Source organism: Collinsella sp. BM28 (genome assembly GCF_054551995.1).
In genome coordinates, this window is record NZ_JBTOLJ010000001.1 from 18,423 (window position 1) to 37,468 (window position 19,046).

Sequence of the window (19,046 nt, forward strand, 5' to 3'; positions counted from 1 at the left end):
GTGCGCGCCGTGCCGATCCCGGATAGCTATCTTTACGCGCTGGGATTATTGCCTGGGCGGGCTACATCGGAGCGCGAACAGATACGGTTGACGTGAAGAATGAGGTAGAGTTTTTCTTCATCGGTGAGTGATTGGCGATATGCGCTTGAGATGAGAGCCGCAATGGCGTCGACGCACGAGGAGACAGCCCGGTTGTCCGCTGCAGCCATTTGGTACATCTCGGAGTTGTCAGAGGATATGGAGTCGCCGGAGGCTACGCGTCGGATAAGGTATTGCAGGTGGGTCGCGAACCGAGCAAAGCCAAATCCCTCTCGGCTGACGGAGGCCCCCATGTTGGATTCAATGAGCGAGATTATCTGCTCAAGCAGGTTGTCCTGCTTTTCTGCCTCATCGCTTGAGGAGGCTCCTGCTGAACTGTAGGCACCGTTTATCAGGCACATGGCAATGCCGGATATCTCGTTGCTGGGTGGCGCGACGCCGAAGTGCTGCCGAATCAGGCCGAGTGACCATTGCGCGATCTTATATTCCAGCGGATAGTTTTGTTGGAGATCGTACGAAAGCGGAGCCGAAAGATAGATATGCTCGCGCATGCGTTGGATGGCAAACTGAATGTGGTCGGCCAGGGCGACCTCGATGTTCGGGCTCAGGTCGTAGCCCAGCATGCCTCTTGCTACGTTGACAATCTGGGCGCTTACCTCAAGGTAGTCGAGAGAAAGGTCGCGCATGAGCTCAACATAGCGTGGCTCGACGTCGTAAAAGGTGTGGTCAACAAGGTTGAGGTCAACGTCTTTGCCCACGGTGCATTGCGCTAGGCCTTTACCGAGGGCGACGACCTGGTGGCCAGCGGGGTCGATGCACAGCACGGCGTTGTTGTTAATGCGCTTGAGTACGATCACGGGCCCTCCCTCGGCATGAAAAAACGGAACAGACATAATGCGCCCTGATGCGTCCAGTCTGCCCCGTCGCAAAAGCGTGGGTAACACCCTGTGTACGCATTGCATAATACTTGCCGAGATTGTAGGGCGTCAAGCGAATGGCTGGAGATGGGGGAATTTGCCGCTAGCCGATTCGGGCGTACCGCTCACGGATTACTGGAGACCCTTGGGGAGGGGCGGCTCTCGTGCCGCCTGGGTATGGTGCCGCGAGAGTTAACTTTCGCGGCGCTTTTTCGGGCGTAAGTCGACAAAAGCTCCCCGAGAGTTAACTCTCGACAAAGGATAGACAGATTTGGAGCAAGATTACGGGTGGGAGATTATGCGGCGCGAAGCCCGGGCACCTGGGCGCGTCTTGCTGTTGGAAGAGTGGAGGGGGCGCCATGCACATGCTGGTCGTTGATGACGAGGTCGATATCGCGAATATGCTTGCGGAGTATTTCCGTATGGAGGGTTACGAGGTCACGACTGCGCATAGCGGCGCAGAGGCGCTTGCCGCTGCCTCGGCCGAATCTGCGCTCGGCATCATACTGCTCGATGTGAACATGCCGGGTATGGACGGCTTTGAGGTTTGTCGTCGCCTGCGCGAGCACGTGAGCTGTCCCATCATGTTTCTGACCGCCCGCGTCGAGGACGTGGACCAGCTCGATGGCTTCGCCGCCGGCGCCGACGATTACGTGCTCAAACCCTTTTCCCTTGAGGTGCTGGGTCGTCGTGTGGCGGCCCACATGGCGCGCGAGGGGAGGGCCCGTGGCGGCAAAAGCGGCAATGCCGCACGGTTCTTTAGCGAACTAACCATCGATTACGCGCAGCGGGTTGTGGAGGTCCACGGAGCGAACGGCGGGCGGCAGCCATACGAGGCGGATGACTCGATCACGACGGCCGTCGACCTCACCAAACTTGAGTTCGACATCGTCGCCCTTCTGAGCAAGCGCCCCGGCCAAGTGTTCGACCGAGATGCCATATACGAGCGCGTATGGGGCTGGGACGCCGCGGGCGACCCCTCGCAGGTCCGCGAGCACATCCGTCGCATCCGGAACAAGTTCGCCGCCGCGGGCGTGGCCGAAGACCCCATTGCTACGGTTTGGGGTGTCGGCTATAAGTGGGTGGCCAAGTGAGGCGCGCGGGAGATGCGGGCGGATGGCATTCCCGGCTGGCTGCGCGCGGGGATGAGCGCCGCGCCCGTCGCGCGTCGCGTCGCGAAAGCCGGGCGCGTGAGCGCGAGGCCCTCAAGCGGCTTCCCCGCCGGGAGCGCCTTGGCGCATGGTGGCGCACGCGCCCGCTCGGCCTGACGTTCACGGTGTATCTGGGCGCGTACCTCGCGGTCGCCACGGTGCTGACGCTGGGGCTCATCGAGCTTCTTTCCACCTGGAACAACGGCTACTACGAACTTGAGGTGACGTTCGAAAACGGTCTGACGCAGCGCGGCGTGGTTGATTCGGGGCCATATATCTATGACCCCGTGGCGCGAGAATTGCTTCCCGCCTCCGAGCTTGACCTGCCGGGCAACGGTCCGCTTGCGGTGTTCATCGCCACGGGGGACTGGGAGGCCGGAGACGATTACGCGCCTGAGGGTGCGGATGCGGCCAGCGTGATACACGCGACGGTCGACATGGTTCGCGACGGACAGGTCCAGCTGTACGACTGGGGTCTCAATTACAACGAATGGTATCCGCAGGAGGAGGCCCTCGAGGTGAACAACTCGATCTCCGCGGACAATCTGGCGCGATATGACGAGCTTAGCCGCGCGAATCGCCTGCAGAGTGTCGAGCTGTTCGAGTCGATGACCGACGCGGACCTGGAGGAGACCTTTGGCGAGAACCTCGTCTCGAACACCGCATATTATGCGGCATCCCAGCGCCCCGCCGGCCCCATGCCGTGGATTCTGGCGATTGCTACCGGCCTTGCTCCGGTGCTGGCCTACGGCGGGTTGGGCTGGATCACGTTCCGCAGGTTCTATCGGGTGCATATCGCCGGTCCTTTGGGCGAGCTCTCGGGTGCCGCGGAGCGCATAGCCAGGCAAGACTTGGACTTTTCGATTGAGCGGGTTCGGGGCAAGGAGCTTGGCCGCTTGTCGGAGAGGCTCGAAGACATGAGGGCTTCGCTGCTCGATGCCCAGCGGGAGCTGTGGCGTACGGCGGAAGGGCGCCGCCGCCTCAATGCGGCGTTCGCGCACGATATGCGCACGCCGATTACGGTACTCAGGGGCACGGTCGAGATGGCGCAGATGCGCCTGCGCCGTGGGGATGCGCTTGCAGAGGAGTCGCTCAACACGCTTTCGTCGCAGGTGATGAGGCTTGAACGATACGCTACAGAAATGGGCGGACTCACCAAGCTGGAGGATCGGCCCGTCGAGCGCCGCATCATGCCGACAAGCGAGCTCGTTGACGAGCTCGCCGCCCATGCCGCGGAGGTTGTCGCGGCACGTGGCGAGGGCCTTGGCCTTCGCGTGAGTCCGCAGATGCCGCCGGTGCATTTTGGGCGAGCGGGCACGGCGGGGAAGGAGCCGATGGTGGATCCGACGGTCCCGATCGTGCAGAGCCCCCGTCCGCACACCGCGGATATGGAGAGCGGTCTCGCGTATGTCGACCTTTCTCTCGTCGAGGAGGTGCTCGATAACCTGCTGAGCAACGCGTGTGGACACGCGCGCGGTGTCGTTGGGCTGGAGGCAGTCGTGCGGGAGGGTGAGCTCGTCCTCCGCGTGAGCGATGACGGTCCGGGCTTCACGCCCGAGGCGCTACGCCGCGGATGCGATCCGTTTTTCAGCGAGAACAAGTCTGCCGTGCACTTTGGCTTGGGGCTGAACGTGTCGAGCATCCTGTGTGGGCTGCACGGCGGTGCGCTTGATTTGGCGAACGGCGAAATGGGTGGCGCATGTGCGTCCGCGACGTTTGACGTGGATGGCACGGAGCGAGAGGGGTGACCGCGTTCCTGCATACGATTGAAGAAGGGGGAGCTTGTTCTCGGTGATGCGCCGACCTTACCTTAAGAAAAGCTTACCTTAACGTAAGGCTTACTGAATTGTCATCACTGGTAGACAAAAGGTAGACACGCGGTTGAGAAACTATCCTTGTCCTAAAACCAAGGAGGGATCGCGATGATGGAAATGCAGCCCGAAGCGGAAAGCTACACCGGTCAGGTCTCCTGCGGGGGAGCTGTGCGCCGTGTGGATACGGGCATTCTCGGCGAGCTGCGCCGTCGCGTCAAACCCGAGGTGGAGGAGGCTCGAGAGCGCGCGGCCTCCGCGTCACTGGCTGCAGATGCGATGCCTGTGGCGGGTTTCGCGCCGGCGGAGGCTGAGTCTGGAAGCGATCTCGACGCCCGCCGAAAGACCTTGCGCCGCCGCGTCGTGATCGTCCTCGTCGTCGCCGCGATTGGGATCGCCGCTGCGTGTTGGGAGTATCTCCCGAGCATGCTCGCATGGCTTGCGGACCCGCAGGCAGTGCGGGCCTTCGTCGCCGACAACGCGGTGATGAGCCGGCTCACTATGCTGGGAATCAACGCGACGCAGATCTTCTTGGCGTTCCTGCCCGGCGAGCCCGTCGAGTTGGCGAGTGGCTACGCTTTTGGCTTCTGGGAGGGTACGGCGTTGTGCCTCGTGGCCTCGGCGGTTGCGACTTCGGCAATCTACTGGACGACGCGCCGGTGGGGCTGGCGCTTGGTGGGGTTGTTTTTCGATCGAAGCCTGTTCGACCGGTTTTCTTGGCTCAACAATGCCAAGCGCCTTGAGTTGGTGATGCTCGTCATTTTCCTCATCCCGGGCACGCCGAAGGACTTCCTCACGTATTTCGCCGGGCTCACCAAGATGCGCTTTGCCCCCGTCGTTCTTATTGCCACGTTCGGTCGCATTCCGTCCATCGTGACCTCGACGGCTGCGGCTTCTGCCGTGGGTAGCGGCAATTGGGTGATGGTCGGCGTGGTTTTGGTTGCGTCTGCACTGCTCGTCGCCGCGGGTGGCCTGATGTATCGCCGCGTGCGTGCACGGGCGAAGTAGATCCTGCAAGGGGAAGCACGAAAGGCGTTTTTGCGTTGCGCCGCTCTACGCGCGGCGGTTGATGAAGAAGTCTGCCATGGAGCAGAGGAGCTCGGCCGACTCGGGCGTGATGGTGCCGGACGTGGCGAGGGCGCGTGCCTTGCCCTGCGCGTCGCGCGTGAGCTTGAGGGCGAGGTCGCGGCACGCCTCGATGCCGCCGCCTTGCTCGATGAGTTCCACGGCACGCGCGAGTTCGTCCGGGTTGGTTGTCTTGGATTCCAACAGGTCGACGAGCTCACGGTGCGGCTCGTCATCGAGGTGCTCGAGCGCCCAGACCACGGCGAGCGTGCGCTTGCCCTCGGTGATGTCGGAGCGGAAGTCCTTGCCCTGGGCGCTGGCGTCGCCCACGAGGTTGAGCAGGTCGTCTTGCAGCTGGAAGGCAAGGCCGGCGGGGCGTCCCAGCTCGACGAGCTCGCGGGCGGCCTCGTCCGCCGCGCCGGCGGCCAGCGCTCCGATGCGCAGGGGGCTCGCCACGGTGTACCAGGCGGTCTTGCCCTCGATCATGTACAGGTAGTCGCTGCTCGTGACGTCCCAGCGTCCGTCGCGCGCCCAGCCCAGGTCGAGCGCCTGACCCTCGAGCGTGTGACGCTCCATCCGCACAAGCTCGTCAAGGACGCGCAGGCGACGATCGCCCGGCAGGGAGGCATCGTTCAGGACGACCTCGAACACGCGCGTGAGGGCAAGGTCGCCGGCGTTGATGGCAAGGCCCTCACCGTGCGTGCGGTAAAGGCAGGGCTCGCCGCGGCGCAGCTCGCTGGCATCGGCGATGTCGTCGTGGATGAGCGCGGCGCTCTGGAACAGCTCGATGGCCACGCCGGAGGAAAGCGCCTGCTCAGTGCAGCCTCCCATGGCCTCGGCTCCTAGCAGGGCGAGGACGGGGCGCACGCGCTTGCCGCCACCGGCGGTGAAGTGCGCGAGGGGCTCGTACAGGTACCGGTCGAGGTCTCGCGCGGGGGCGTCGACCTCTGCCATGGGCGCGGCGTTCGCCTCGTGCAGGGCGCGCTCGATGAGCGGCAGCTTCTCGCGCAGGTACGCGACGAAGGCCTCTCCCGTGTTGGTGTTTGCATCGCTCACGTGCGGCCCTTTCGTTTCTGTTGATCTCACCGTGTAATGCTAGCAAAACGGGGCGACCGTTGGCCGCCCCGTCCAGGTTTGTTCTGTAACGCCCTCAGCTCCTACGTCCTGCCGGCGCAATGACTGCGCGGAGCGGACGCGATGAGGCCGCGTTTTAGCCCTCGTAGCCGTTGGGGTTGTTGGACTGCCAGTTCCAGGCGTCGCGGCACATGTCGTCGATGTCGAACTGCGCCTCCCAGCCCATGAGCTCGCGGGCCTTGGAGCAGTCGGCGTAGTTCTCGGCTACGTCGCCGGGACGGCGCGGGTCGATGACGTAAGGAACCTCGTGTCCGCACGCCTTGCCAAAGGCGCGGATGATTTCGAGCACGGAGGTGCCGCGGCCGGTGCCCAGGTTGAACACCTCGACACCCTCGCGGCCGTTCATCCATGCGAGCGCGGCGGCGTGGCCGGAGGCCAGGTCGCACACGTGGATGTAGTCGCGCACGCCGGTGCCGTCGGGCGTGGGGTAGTCATCGCCAAAGACGTGCACGGCCTCGCGCTTGCCGATGGCGGTCTGTGCCACGTAGGGCAGCAGGTTGTTGGGAATGCCCTTGGGGTCCTCGCCCATGAGGCCGCTCGCGTGCGCGCCGATGGGGTTGAAGTAACGCAGCAGCACAACGTTCCACTCGGGGTCCGCGGTGTGGAGGTCGGTGAGCATCTGCTCGATCATCCACTTGGTCCAGCCGTAGGGGTTAGTGGCCATCTTCTTGGGGCTCTCCTCGGTGAGCGGGAGGCTGTCGGGGTCGCCGTAGACGGTCGCGGAGCTGGAGAAGATGATGGACTTACACCCATGGCCGCGCATGACGTCGACGAGCGTGAGGGTGTTGCCGATGTTGTTGCTGTAGTACTCGATGGGCTTGGCCACGGATTCGCCCACGGCCTTGTAGCCGGCGAAGTGGATTACGCGGTCGATGCGATGGGCGTCGAAGATGCGCTCGAGCGCTTCGTGGTCGTTAACGTCGGCGACGTACATGGTGAGGTTGGCCGCGGCCTGCTCGCCGACGATGGTCTTGATGCGGTCCTCGACCTTGGCCGAGGCGTTCGACAGGTCGTCGACGATGACAACCTGGTAGCCGCGCTGAAGCAGCTCGACGACGGTGTGGGAGCCAATGAATCCGGCGCCGCCGGTAACAAGGACGCAGGTATCGGCAGGGGTGAGGGTCTGGGTCATGCAAGCGCTCCTTTCGGGGGATGATGCTGGGGAGAGTATACCGCTTCACATGGTTGCCCTGTCCGTTGAGCGTCTCGTTGTCCGCGTTAACGCAAAACGCCTACCGCATGCCAACATGGCTTCATGCGGCAGGCGTTGTTCACAAGACCTGTTGGATGTGGGCTACTCGAGGGCCCAGCCGCCCGCCCAGCCCCAGCGAGGGCTCACCGTGTCACCGTAGTAGGAGATCCAACGGTCAAGGTTGGTGGAGGCGATCCCGCCGATGTTCTCCATGACGGTGTTGTTGCCCACGTAGATACCCACGTGGCCGTAGATGCGGCCCATGGTGTTCTTGGAGTAGGTGGAGACGGCGACGATCATGCCCACGCGCAGGTTGTCCTTGTTGGAGCTCGTGCACCAGCGGTTGTACATGTCGTTGGCGTTGCCGCCCAGGTAGGAGAAGCCCGCCGCAGCGAACACGCGCGAGACCCACATGGCGCAATATCCGGCGCCGGGGCTCGGCACGGCGTGGCAGCAGGAAACCACGCGCTCCTGCGAGCGGGACGAGCCGGAGACCTGGGCGTTGCCGGGCAGATACGTCGTTCCCCCGCCGCTCTGCTGGTGCTGCTGCTGAGCCTCCTGTTGGCGACGCTCCTCCTCGACCGCGGCGAGGTATTCGGCATCGCGCTGGGCCATGAGCTCTTTGACGTCGCTGGAAAGGCCATCGACCAAAGTTTGGACTTCGCCTTGCTTGGCCTGCATGTCGGAGAGCTGGTCGGCCTGCTGCTGCCTGAGGGTCTCCAGCTCGGTCTTCTGCTGCTCCAGTTCTGCTTTTTGCTGCTCCAGGCTCTCGCGGATCTGCTGGATCTCACTGATGACCTGTTTATCGGCATCGTTGATCTTCTCGACGTAACGGCTGTTGGAGAGCAGCTCGTCAAAGGACTTCGCGGCGAGCAGGAGTTTGAGGGTGCTGCCGGGGCCGTCCTTGTAGCTGTCGGACACGCGGCCGGCGAGGACGTCCTGCTTGTCCTCGAGTTCCTGCTGTTTCTCTTCGATTTGCTCTTGCGTTTCGTCGATTTGGGTTTGGACGTCATCGATTTGGGCGATGGTCTTTTCCTGCTCCAGGCTTAGCGCTTGGAACTCGGCGGCGAGCTGCTCGAGCTCGGCTTCCACGGCGGCGAGCTTCTCCTCTGCCGTGGCGAGTGCGTCGAGGGTCTTTTGCGAGGCACGTGCAGCATAGGCGCGTCCGGGCAGGCCGAATAGCACGGCGGAACCGGCCAGCGCAAGCGCCGCCTTGATGGCACCGCGGCGCGAAAACTCGGCATTATAGCCCACGTTGAAAAGTGCGTTCTGAATGCGCTCCTGCTTCTCGGCTTCCGAGGCGGGCGCGTTGGGAATGTGCGACATGGGTGCTCCGTTTGGTTCTGTGAATGATGTACGCCACATATCAGGGATAAAGGATACCGCAAGATAATGGGCATGGTTTAAATTTCACGGAAACGCGTCGGCCAATGGACGTGGTCGTGGTGCGGAGAGGGACGGTTACCGCATGCCGAGCGCGATGAGGGCCGCAAGGTACAGTGCAAGCGCTGCGATCACGGGGGCATCGCGCCTCGCGACGAGCCGCATCACGTGGTAGTGCGTTCGCTCGCCGCCGGTATAGCAGCGTGCATCCATGGCGCGCCCCAGGTTCTCGGCATGGCGAAGGGCACTGGCGAATAGCGGAACGATGAGCGGTACGCACGCCCGCGCATAGGCGAGCGCGCCCTTGTTTTCCAGATCGGCGCCGCGGGCGGTTTGCGCCGCCACGATATGCTCGGCCTCCTGCGAGAGCGTGGGCACAAAGCGCAGGGCTATGGAGAGCACGAGCGTTCCCTGGCGCACGGGTACGCCCACGCGCTCCAGCGGGGCGAGCAGGTACTCGGCGGCGTCAGTCAGCGCGACGGGCGTGGTGGTGAGGGTGAGGAGCGACCCGGCAAGGAGCAACAGGAAGAAACGGGCGGTGTAGAGCACGGCGGCGTGCACGCCGCTCCAATGGATGTGCAACGGCCCCATACTTAAGGCGACCTCGCCGGATTGGACGAAGAAAAGGTTGATGAGCGAGGTGACCACGAGGAAGAGCGCGATGGGACGGATCTGCGACAGGAGGCGGCGCGCGGGCACATGGGAGCAGGCCACGGCGCCGCCCACGGCCAACGCCGCAAGGAGCAGCGTGGGCAGCGAGCTCACAAAAAAGCAGCTCACCATAAAGATGATGGCCCCCATCAGCTTCACCCGAGGGTCGAGCCGGTGGATAGGCGAGTCGGCGGAATAGTACTGGCCGATGCTAGCGCGTAGTGCCATGGCGGCTCACCTCCGCATGGTCTATACGGCGGCCGCGGTCGAGCTCGATGACCTGGTCGGCGAGCTCGGTGACGTCTTCCATGCTATGGGTGACCATAATCAGTGTGGTCCCAACCTGCTTGAGCTGCTTCAGAAGCCTCCGGATGTGTTTGCGTCCGGTGGGATCGAGGCCCGCCATGGGTTCGTCGAGCACGAGGACGGGTTGCCCCATCGCCAGGACGCCGGCGATCGCGACGCTGCGCTGCTGGCCTCCCGAGAGCGCGAAGGGCGACGCCTGAAGGAGGGATTCGGTGGGCTCGAGGTTGACGGAGCGCAGGCTGTCGCACACGCGTCGGTCGATCTCGTCCGACGGCACCCCGAGGTTGCGCGGGCCAAACGCGACATCGTCGTAGACGGTCTCGGCAAACAGCTGGCGCTCGGGGAGTTGCGCCACGTATCCAACGCTGCGACGAAGCTCGCCGCGGCGCGCAAGGTCGGCGGTGTCGATGCCCGCGATGCGTACCGTTCCCCGGGTGGGGAGCTTGAGGGCGCAAGCGAGCTCGGCGGTGGTCGACTTGCCCGATCCCGTGCGCCCAATGAGAGCGGTGATGGTGCCGGGCCGCGCCTGGAAGGAGAGGGAGTCGAGCGCGAGCGGAACTGAGCTGCGGGAAGCGTCGCTGCTTCCGCGGACGCCGAACAGCCTCCGGCGGCGCGTGCGCTTGCGCGGGTTCACGGCTTTTGCGTAGGAGAACGAGACGTGATCGAATACGACGCTGGGCTTGTCGATGGGCTCGGCCGCGCTGTCGGCGCGCGTTGCCGCCACGGCACGTTGCTGGTTGGAAGGGCTGCCGTGGCCTTCCGCGCCGCCATGGGCTCCTGCAGCGCCAGAGCGCTCAGCGCTTACACTCCATGCGCTCGGCACCTCGAGACCGAGGCTCTCCACCAGTTTGGGCTGCGAGAAGAGCTCGCTCGGCGTGCCGTCGAACGCCGTGCGTCCGTGATCGAGCACGAGAACGCGGTCGGCCGCGAGGGCGTCTTCCATAAAGTGGGTTACATGCAAGATGGTGATGCCGCGGGCGCTGAGCTCGGCGATGATGCCTCGCACGCCCGAGCGGCCCTCGGCATCGAGCATGGCGCATGGCTCGTCGAGCAGCAGGATTTCCGGTTTCATTGCGAGTGCCCCGGCAATCGCCACGCGCTGCATCTGCCCGCCGGATAGATCGGCGGGGTCGCTCTGCGAGCGTTCGGCCATGTCGACGGCGGCGAGGGCGGCGTCGACGCGTTTCGCGATCTCCGGCTGGGGGGTGCACAGGTTTTCCGGACCAAAGGCGACGTCGTCGGCCACGACGCTCGTCACCATTTGGTCCTCGGGATGCTGAAAGACGCTCGCGGTCCGGCTGCGTATGGCAAGCGTGCGACACGGGTCGCTCGTGTCCATGCCGTGAATGACGGCGCGGCCCGCCGTTGGGATGGTCAAGACGTTGACGAGTTGGAGCAAGGTCGACTTACCCGACCCATTGCCGCCCAAGATACAGAGGTGTTGCCCGCTGGGGACGCGCAGACAGATATCGTTGAGGGCTTCGGTCGCAGCGCCGGGGTACGTGACGTGTACGTGTTCGAAGACGATGGCGTCGGCGGTCACGAGCGCATTGCCCCCTGTGCCTTGAGGACGTTTGCGCACGGCGCGAGCAGCACTTGGCCGGCAGCGGTGTTAATGATCATTTTGAGCATGTTGAAGGGCAGCAGGATCGGCAGGATCATGGCCGCGACCTCTTGGACGGTGATGGCCGTGTAGAGGGGTGTCACCACGAGGTTCATCGCGCATGCAAGCGCAACGGACACCACGGAGCCGAGTGCCATGCCAACAACGGATGCGCGGCGCGAATGTCCGCCTTTTGCGTACATGATTGCCGCGGGGATGACGAATGCACAGGTAGAGAGCATGCCCATGGGCGCACCGAACGGATCGAGGAACACGCGGGGCATCCACGAGATGATGGCGACGGCGGCTCCGAGCTTGGGGCCAAAGGCGAGCGCCGCGATAAGGCAGGCGATGCCCGAGGGGTCGTACATGAGCCAAGGCGCGGCGGGGAAGATGGGGATCTGCACGAAGCTCAAGATGAGCGAGGCCGCGGTGAAAAGCGCCGCGAGGGCGATCTTCTTTGAATCGATAGCATTGTTCATGGGAATACCTTCCGTTTCTTCACTCCGGACTATACCGTCGGCCCCGGAATCGCACCGGGTCGGCCGCTGTTTGCGGCTCGCGGGCTCATGCGCTTGGCGAGGAATACGCCGCGCATTTACCGCCGGTGGGGAATTGCGCCCCGCCCTGAAACATGTCGACTATAACGCGCCTTTCTGCGGGGCGCAATGGGGGAGCTCCTCGAAAGGGTTGTGGAGTCGCGTGGGAGGGGGCGGGTGCTTGGGTATAGTGGGGTGTGACTGTTTTTCACCTACCTATTGGGAGGGCCTTATGCACGAGCGCGAGTATGTGAGCGAAGAGCTGCTCTGCGTGTTGGCGGGAATCGCCGGCGAGGACAATGTGCTCATGACCGAGCCCATGCGCGATTACACGACGTTTCATATTGGCGGGCCGGCTGACGTGCTCGTGACGCCGCGCACCCCCGAGGTACTCGTCAAGGTGCTCGACACCTGCTATTTGGGTGATGTTCCGGTGACGATCGTGGGTAACGGGTCGGATCTGCTCGTGGGTGATCGCGGCATTCGCGGTGTGGTTGTGCTCCTGCGTGACAATCTCGCTCAGGTTGAGGTCGACGCCGGCGGCTGGCGCGTGACTGCCCAGGCCGGCGCGCTTTTGCGTGACGTGGCCCTCGCCGCCGCCGAAGAGGGGCTCTCCGGCATGGAGCCGCTGTGGGGCATTCCCGCGACGGTGGGCGGTGCGTGCTTTATGAACGCCGGCGCGTACGACGGTACGATGGGCGACGTCCTCGAGTCGGTCCGCGTGTACGTGCCGAGCAAACAGGGCAATCGCGGGTCGGTCGTGACGCTCGAGGCGCGCGACCTCAATCTGGGGTACCGCAAGAGTCGCGTGCACGATGACGGACTCATCGTGCTTTCCGCTACCTTCAAACTTTCGCCGAGTAACCCTGCCATGGTCCGAGCCGCGATGGACGACTACCAGGCACGTCGCGAGGCAAAGCAGCCGCTCGACATGGCGAGCGCGGGATCGACGTTCAAGCGTCCCGAAGGTTACTTTGCCGGTAAGCTCATCATGGACGCGGGCCTGCGCGGCGCGCGCGTGGGCGATGCGCAGGTGAGCGAGAAGCATTGCGGTTTCGTGGTGAATACCGGCCGCGCGAGCGCGAAGGACGTGCTCGGCCTCATCGAGCATGTGCAGGCCGAGGTCAAGGCACAGTTTGGTGTCGACCTCGAGCCCGAGGTCCGCATGATCGGCGAGTTCTAACGTCTCGAATAGGCCTTGGTGTAAGCGTGCCGTCTCCTTGTGTGCGATCGTTCAAAAGTCTGAAAAAAGCGGCCGTCTCGGATGAGACGGCCGCTTCGGTTTGGGGCGGTAACGGTGGGTGGCGACTACTAGTCCTTGTTGAGTTCGTCGAGGATCCAGTTGATAGCGCCCTTCGGGTCGTTCGTGAGGTCGATGTACTGCTTACCGCGGGTCGTGAGCAATTTGATGCCCAGGCGGTCGGTATCGGCCTTCATATCCTCGTAATACGTGCGGGCCTGAGGTGCAAGTACGATCACGTTGTACTCGCTCATGATTTCATAATGGCTGCCGTACGCGCCGGAGTTCGAAACCAGGTCGATTCCCTCGGCAGCAGCTCCTTCGCGCAGGGCGTTGGCGAGCATTGCGCTCGTACCGGCTCCCTGGCACAGGACGAGAACCTTGATCTGCTCGCCCGTGCTCTTCATTTTGTCGGCGATGGCTTTGGTGTCGACAACCGGTTCGATGGATTCGCCCTCGGCACCGGTCTCCTCCTCGGCGATGAGGCTAAGGTCATATGCTTTGCAGAACGGGTAGTAGATAGCGAAGTCCACTGCCAGGAGTACGACCACGAGCAGCAGGGAAATGGCCTGCATGTTGGTGGTGAGGAAGATGCCCACCGGTCCGGGAAGCGCCCAGGGCAGAGTGTAGATGGGGGCGTTCATACCGAGGAAGTCAATAAATGCCTTGCCGATGACGGCGTTGGCCATGGGGGCGAGAAGGAAGGGGACGAACATGTAAGGATTCAATACGATGGGCATACCGAAAATGACGGGCTCGTTGACTCCGAAGATGGTGGGAATGACGGAGGCCTTACCCATGGCGCGCAGCTGCTTGGAGTGCATGAGAAGCATGAGGATGATCGGGACGACGAACGTTGCGCCCGATCCTCCAAAGCCGGAGATGAAGCTCGTGAAGTCCTGCGTGAGGGCAAGGGTAGGATGCCCGCCTGCCTGGAACACTTCGAGGTTGATGGTCGGGTTGCCATAGAGGGCGGCGTTGAGCGGAGTCATGACGACGGATGCGCCGTGGATGCCCATGAACTGGAAAAGTGCGACAGCGCCGGAGATGAACGCCATGCCGGCATAAGAGTCGACGGCGGAGAACAAGGGCGACATCAGCGTGGATACGAGGTTGGCGAACGGCGTCGCGATGGTGGCACGGCAGACGAAGTCGATTGCGGCGCAGATGATGATGGAGAAGCCGAAAGCGAAGATGTCGCGGAAGCTTTGGGCGATCGTGCCGGGAACCTCCTTGGGCATCCTGATGGTCACGTTGTGCAAGATGCAGAACTTATAGACGTTCACGATGATGAACGCAGAGATGAGCGAGGAGACGACGCCCCTGCTGCCCATGAAGCCGGTGTCGAAAACGCTGGTGTCAACTCCGTCGACGGCGACAACGGAGTTGGTCACGGAGAGCAGCAGCATGCCGCACATGGCCGCGATCATGGTCGAGCTGGGGTTGATCGTCTTTCCGGCGGGCATGCGGCGGTTCATGGAAGTGGCGAGTGAGTTGGCGGTTTGCCCGGCGACCATGATGCCGAAGACACCCATGGTGTAGGCATACACCTTGTTGCAGAAGTCAAGCGCCTCCTGCGGCAGCGTGACGCCGACATATGCCGGGAGGGTGGATATCAGCAGGAACAAGCTGGAGAACAAGATGATGGGCATGTTCGATATGAAGCCATCCTTGATGGCCACCAGGTACATGTTCTTCGAGATCTTGTCGAAGAATCCCTGATGCCTTTGCAGCAGTTTGACGATTGAGTCCATGTCACGTCCTTTCGTGTACGCGTTCGTCGACGCTAGGCTGCGGCGTCCGGAATCAACGAGCCTAGTGCGCATCGGTCATATCAAGAAAGATACAACTGATACAAATTGTCGGCAATAATTGAAAAACACTCGGGAATTGTAGGTCAAGTTATATTTGGCATTATCGGTGAACGGTAGCAGTTTTATTTATCAATAAGATAAATACCTGCCAAAATAATAAAAGATATGGATCCTTCTACCGTTTACCGATGGAATGCAGACAAGTTATTTAGTTATTGTAACAATTAGGTATCAATTGAGCGGTATTGTCTATACGCTCGAATGACTATATGAAAGGTGATCCAATGGCAGGTAAGCGTCTTCTCAATTTCAACGCCTCAGACTTTCTGAGCGCAACGCCCATGGAGCTCAAGCAGGCGATTCTTGCGTCGGAGGGACGCACCATCATGGCGGAGAACGTTCCCGGCTCCCCGTTATTGCTGGGTGCGACCAATGCCGAGTACGAGGCACATGCCGGTGCGGACCTGCTCATGTTCAACGCACTCGACCTCTTCGACCCGGAGATTGCCTGCGTGCCTGAGGGGCTCGAAGAGAATCCCATCTCTTGGGTAAAGCGCGCTTGCGGACGGGCGATCGGTGTGAATCTGGAGCCAGTGGATGACAAAACCGAAATGGTCGAGACCCGCGTCGAGCTTCCTGTTGGGCGCCGTGTCTCCATCAAGACGCTGGAGCGGGCGAATGAGCTCGGCTTCGACTTTGTCTGCCTCACCGGCAATCCCGGCACGGGCGTTTCGAATGCCTCGATCGCTCATTCGGTCAGGGTTGTCAAAGAGCATTTCGACGGTCTGGTCATCGCTGGCAAAATGCATGGGGCCGGTGTGGATGAGCCCGTCATGACCCTTGAGATCGCCAAGTCCTTCATCGAGCTTGGTGTCGATATCTTGCTTGTGCCCGCCCCGTATACCGTTCCGCATTTCCAGGAGCAGGACCTGCGCGAGATCTGCGATTACGTGTACAAGTTCAATGAGGGAAAGCCCATCGAGGAGAAGGTGCTTGTCCTTGCGGCGAACGGCACAAGCCAAGATTCGTGCGACCCGGACTCCATCCGTCAAATCGGACTTGCGGCGAAGGCGGCTGGAGCGCATCTGCAGCACATCGGGGACTCGTTCAACGGGTGCTGCCTTCCCGAGAACATTTGGACGCTCGGCGTCGCCATTCGCGGCCTTCGCCATCAGCTCGCCATGACGAGTCGCTCGGTGATTCGCTAGGCGCGAGCGTCCCGCCCGTATAATACTATCCACGACGAAGACACAGGAAGAGCGATACATTGGGGGCAGCGGTGTTGGATTCTCGGGAAAAGCGGCCACTTTACGTTCAGCTCGTGGACGCTCTGCTCTCCGACGTGGTCGGTGCCGGCGGCGAGGGAGAGCAACTTCCCACCGAAAAGGAGCTGTGCGATGAATACGCCGTGAGTCGAACGACTGTGCGTCAGGCGCTCGCGGAGCTGGAGCAGAGGGGCTTGATCTATCGCATTCAGGGCAAGGGTTCTTTCATTGCCTCGGAGGCGTCGGTCGATGAGCCCTCGTCCATGCTTGATTTCGATATGCTCGCTCAGTGCGAGAGCGTGGAGCCGGGCGAGATCGTTCGCGAACTGGTTTGTCGTGATCTGCCGGATGTCGCGATGTCGACGGTCCAAATGTTCGGCGGGGCCTCCAGGGCATCAGTGTGCAGGACCGACGTTCGGTATCTTATCGACGGTTCCGTCGTCGCGCTTGAGAGCATTTACTTGCGGCGATCCGACGTCAACGCGTTGCCGGACTGCGAGTCCGAGCCGGTGCTCCGCACACTCATGGCGATTCGCCCTCGTGTGTCTTCCGTTCGCGAAAGCTATCACGCACGGTCGATTACAGCGGGTGAGCGAGATGCCTTTGGCGTCGAAGACGGGGTCCTGCTATCGATTACTCGATATATGTCCGACGCGAACGGCGCGCTCGTGGCCCTTGTGGAGCGTCGAGTCCTGACCGATCGCGTGTCATATCAGAATTACAGATTTACTTCTTAAGGAGAACGCATGGCTACCAAGCAGGAAATATCTATGATCGGTTTCGAAATCGTCGCGTACGCGGGCGATGCTCAGACGGATCTGATTGAGGCATTGGATTGCGCGCGCAGGGGGGAGTTCGATCGGGCCGAGGAGTTGCACGCCTCCGCCAAGGAGGCTCTCATCGGTGCGCATGACACACAGACCAAGCTGCTGTCGCAGGAGGCGGGCGGCTCCGAGATGGATGTGACGTTCATCATGGTCCATGCGCAGGATACCCTCATGACCGCCATGATGATGGAGAAGCAGACCCGCTTTTTCATCGATGAGTATCGTCGCATCGCCGCCCTCGAGGCGAAACTGGATTAAGGGATTTTGATGGGGGCTGGGTGCAAATTGCGCGTCGGTCAACGCTTTCGCCGACGGCGCGACGAGCTGCGGCGGCACTTCTGCCACAGCACAACGACGTGCGTGAAATGTCGAAACTGATGCGCTTCAACGTCGTTTTTTTCGACATTGCACGCGCATGCCGCACAAACGCCGCGCTGACCGGAGCAATTCGCACCTGTCCCCATGCGCGCCCGTTCGCGCACCTCGCCGTTACGAGAAGTCGGTGAGTTCCTGCCAGCGGGCGGATTCCACGGTGCCGCCGTCTTGCAGGATGAAGTACGCCGCCGTGTCCTCGAGCGCGTCGGCGATCTCGGCGCCCTGGCGGCTGCCGGCCACGAACAGCGTGGTCGAAAGCGCATCGGCGGCGGTCGAGGACGGGCTGAGCACCGTGACGCTCGCCACGTCGGTCTGGACGGGCTCGCCGGTGCGCGGGTCGAGGATGTGCCAGTACGTGACGCCGTCTTGCTCAAACACGCGCTCGTACAGGCCGCTCGTCACCAGTGACCCTCCCTGGACGCGCGCGGTGCCCACCACGGTGTCGCCGCCGGGGTCATTGGGGTCGCGAATGCCCACGTCCCATGTGCCGCCGTCGGGTTTTTCTCCAAAAAACGCAATATTGCCGCCGAGCGAGAGCACGGCGCCGGTGGCGCTCGTCTCGTCGCGTAGTAAATCGCAGAGGCGGTCGGCCACATACCCCTTGGCGATGCCGCCCAGGTCGAGCTTGGCCTGCGGGTCGGCCAGACGCACGGTGAGCGCCTCTTCGTCAATCTCGATGCAGCGCCAATTCACATGGGGCAAAGCGTCGGCGATCGTCTCGGGTGCCGGGCGCACGCCCTCGGTGAAATCCCAGAGCGTGGAAACCGCGCCGATCGTGATGTCGAACAGGCCGTCCGCCTGCTCGCAATACGTTTTGGCGGCGAGCAGGAGGTCAATGGTGTCGGCGTGCACGCGAACGGGTTTGCCTGCCGCCGCGTTGATGCGGGCGATATCGGACTTTTCGTCATAGAGATCGAAGAGGGAGTCGAAGTGGGCACATGCTTTGGCCAGACGTGCCGGTGCTGCGTCGTCACCGTAGACGCTGAAGGTGCAGTAGGTGTCGAAGGCGAAGGTCGACCCGGTGACGGGTTTTGCGGCTGAGGCTCCGCTTCCGGGCCGTGCGCATCCGGAGAGCAGCAGCGCGAGGGTCGAGCAGGCGCCGCCGCACATGAGCCCGCGCCGCGAGATCGGCGTGCCCTTTTCCCTATCCATGGAACGCCTCCCGGGGCAGTGCACACAGGACGAGCCGGGCGGCAACGCCCACGGCGGCCCCGCACAGGACGCCGGACACGGCGAGCGCGGGCATGTTGGCGAGCGCGACGCGGCTGGAGAGCAGCACGGCGACGGCGATGAGCTGGCCGGCGTTATGGGCGAGCCCGCCGAGCACCGAGGTGGCGACGGTGGAAAAGGCCCCGCTGCGTACGGCGAGTGCCATGACGGCCCAGGACAGCAGGCCGCCCGCCAGGGAAAAGACGAACATCTGCAGGTTGGCGAACAGCAGCGTCGAGGCGATGACCTTGATGAACATGAGGAAGAGGCCCGCCTTCGCGCCCAGGCGCTCGAGCGCCATGAGGATCACGACGTTGCCCAGGCCCAGCTTCACGCCGGGCACGGTGACGGGCAGGGGGATGAGTAGTTCGAGGTAGCCGCATACGAGCGCGGCGGCGGTGAGCACGCCGTAGAGCGCGGCGCGCCGTCCGGGGGAGGTCGGCACCGTGGGCGCCGTGCGTCGCCCGTTACCGGATGTGTCAGCTGAGTTTCTCATGCTTGTCATTATATGTGTTGGGTACGCTG

Annotated in this window: 17 protein-coding genes and 1 riboswitch; of the genes, 7 read left to right on the forward strand and 10 right to left on the reverse strand. The window is 62.7% G+C overall.

Features of this window, described 5'->3' with window-relative positions:
* Positions 1-32: 32 nt before the first annotated feature.
* On the reverse strand, positions 33-896 hold the full coding sequence (locus tag ACX9NZ_RS00080; RefSeq protein ID WP_294123746.1) for a PRD domain-containing protein: 864 nt from the start codon (positions 894-896) through the stop codon (positions 33-35).
* A 419-nt stretch (positions 897-1,315) separates the two neighbouring features.
* Here ACX9NZ_RS00080 and ACX9NZ_RS00085 point away from each other — a divergent pair, with 419 nt between their 5' ends.
* The 3 genes from ACX9NZ_RS00085 to ACX9NZ_RS00095 all read left to right on the forward strand — a co-directional run bounded on the left by ACX9NZ_RS00085 (position 1,316) and on the right by ACX9NZ_RS00095 (position 4,926).
* On the forward strand, positions 1,316-2,050 hold the full coding sequence (locus ACX9NZ_RS00085) for a response regulator transcription factor (RefSeq protein WP_294160100.1): 735 nt from the start codon (positions 1,316-1,318) through the stop codon (positions 2,048-2,050).
* Complete coding sequence (locus ACX9NZ_RS00090; RefSeq protein ID WP_407495997.1) at positions 2,047-3,855, forward strand: sensor histidine kinase; 1,809 nt, start codon at positions 2,047-2,049, stop codon at positions 3,853-3,855. Before ACX9NZ_RS00085 ends, ACX9NZ_RS00090 begins: the two co-directional genes overlap by 4 nt.
* A 174-nt stretch (positions 3,856-4,029) precedes the next feature.
* Positions 4,030-4,926 (forward strand): TVP38/TMEM64 family protein, encoded by an 897-nt coding sequence (locus tag ACX9NZ_RS00095; RefSeq protein ID WP_294160096.1) that lies wholly within the window; start codon positions 4,030-4,032, stop codon positions 4,924-4,926.
* A gap of 45 nt (positions 4,927-4,971) precedes the next feature.
* Here the strand turns inward: ACX9NZ_RS00095 and ACX9NZ_RS00100 are convergent, their stop codons facing one another.
* The 6 genes from ACX9NZ_RS00100 to ACX9NZ_RS00125 all read right to left on the reverse strand — a co-directional run bounded on the left by ACX9NZ_RS00100 (position 4,972) and on the right by ACX9NZ_RS00125 (position 11,734).
* Positions 4,972-6,039 (reverse strand): polyprenyl synthetase family protein, encoded by a 1,068-nt coding sequence (locus tag ACX9NZ_RS00100; RefSeq protein ID WP_118652725.1) that lies wholly within the window; start codon positions 6,037-6,039, stop codon positions 4,972-4,974.
* Positions 6,040-6,193: 154 nt separating this feature from the next.
* Positions 6,194-7,249: a UDP-glucose 4-epimerase GalE gene (gene galE, locus ACX9NZ_RS00105; protein WP_407496000.1), complete on the reverse strand. Its 1,056-nt coding sequence runs from the start codon at positions 7,247-7,249 to the stop codon at positions 6,194-6,196.
* 162 nt (positions 7,250-7,411) lie between these two features.
* Positions 7,412-8,635, reverse strand: a complete 1,224-nt coding sequence (locus ACX9NZ_RS00110) for a coiled-coil domain-containing protein (protein ID WP_304292341.1) — start codon at positions 8,633-8,635, stop codon at positions 7,412-7,414.
* A 135-nt stretch (positions 8,636-8,770) separates the two neighbouring features.
* Positions 8,771-9,571, reverse strand: a complete 801-nt coding sequence (locus ACX9NZ_RS00115) for an energy-coupling factor transporter transmembrane component T family protein (protein ID WP_304292340.1) — start codon at positions 9,569-9,571, stop codon at positions 8,771-8,773.
* Positions 9,555-11,192, reverse strand: coding sequence for an ABC transporter ATP-binding protein (locus ACX9NZ_RS00120; protein ID WP_118652733.1), 1,638 nt, complete (start codon positions 11,190-11,192; stop codon positions 9,555-9,557). Before ACX9NZ_RS00120 ends, ACX9NZ_RS00115 begins: the two co-directional genes overlap by 17 nt.
* Complete coding sequence (locus ACX9NZ_RS00125; protein ID WP_118652735.1) at positions 11,189-11,734, reverse strand: ECF transporter S component; 546 nt, start codon at positions 11,732-11,734, stop codon at positions 11,189-11,191. The genes ACX9NZ_RS00120 and ACX9NZ_RS00125 overlap by 4 nt, the downstream gene beginning before the upstream one ends.
* Positions 11,735-11,742: 8 nt before the next feature.
* Positions 11,743-11,891: riboswitch (FMN riboswitch) on the reverse strand.
* 132 nt (positions 11,892-12,023) lie between these two features.
* Here ACX9NZ_RS00125 and murB point away from each other — a divergent pair.
* Entirely contained in the window at positions 12,024-12,974 is a 951-nt protein-coding gene (gene murB, locus ACX9NZ_RS00130) for a UDP-N-acetylmuramate dehydrogenase (RefSeq protein ID WP_407496003.1), read from the forward strand.
* A gap of 128 nt (positions 12,975-13,102) precedes the next feature.
* Here the strand turns inward: murB and ACX9NZ_RS00135 are convergent, their stop codons facing one another.
* Positions 13,103-14,785, reverse strand: a complete 1,683-nt coding sequence (locus ACX9NZ_RS00135) for a PTS lactose transporter subunit IIBC (RefSeq protein WP_330006066.1) — start codon at positions 14,783-14,785, stop codon at positions 13,103-13,105.
* A 344-nt stretch (positions 14,786-15,129) separates the two neighbouring features.
* Here ACX9NZ_RS00135 and ACX9NZ_RS00140 point away from each other — a divergent pair, with 344 nt between their 5' ends.
* The 3 genes from ACX9NZ_RS00140 to ACX9NZ_RS00150 all read left to right on the forward strand — a co-directional run bounded on the left by ACX9NZ_RS00140 (position 15,130) and on the right by ACX9NZ_RS00150 (position 17,195).
* Complete coding sequence (locus tag ACX9NZ_RS00140) at positions 15,130-16,053, forward strand: DUF7916 family protein (RefSeq protein WP_330006068.1); 924 nt, start codon at positions 15,130-15,132, stop codon at positions 16,051-16,053.
* A 74-nt stretch (positions 16,054-16,127) separates the two neighbouring features.
* Positions 16,128-16,847 carry a GntR family transcriptional regulator gene (locus tag ACX9NZ_RS00145; protein WP_407496006.1) on the forward strand — a complete coding sequence of 240 codons (720 nt, stop codon included), beginning with the start codon at positions 16,128-16,130 and terminating at the stop codon, positions 16,845-16,847.
* 9 nt (positions 16,848-16,856) lie between these two features.
* A complete protein-coding gene (locus tag ACX9NZ_RS00150; protein WP_118652745.1) occupies positions 16,857-17,195 on the forward strand; it encodes a PTS lactose/cellobiose transporter subunit IIA in 339 nt (112 codons plus the stop codon).
* A 231-nt stretch (positions 17,196-17,426) separates the two neighbouring features.
* On the opposite strand, the gene ACX9NZ_RS00155 is transcribed toward ACX9NZ_RS00150, so the two are convergent.
* Both ACX9NZ_RS00155 and ACX9NZ_RS00160 read right to left on the reverse strand, forming a co-directional pair.
* Positions 17,427-18,464 carry an FAD:protein FMN transferase gene (locus ACX9NZ_RS00155; RefSeq protein WP_407496008.1) on the reverse strand — a complete coding sequence of 346 codons (1,038 nt, stop codon included), beginning with the start codon at positions 18,462-18,464 and terminating at the stop codon, positions 17,427-17,429.
* Positions 18,457-19,017 (reverse strand): Gx transporter family protein, encoded by a 561-nt coding sequence (locus tag ACX9NZ_RS00160; protein WP_330006072.1) that lies wholly within the window; start codon positions 19,015-19,017, stop codon positions 18,457-18,459. The genes ACX9NZ_RS00155 and ACX9NZ_RS00160 overlap by 8 nt, the downstream gene beginning before the upstream one ends.
* Positions 19,018-19,046: the final 29 nt, after the last annotated feature.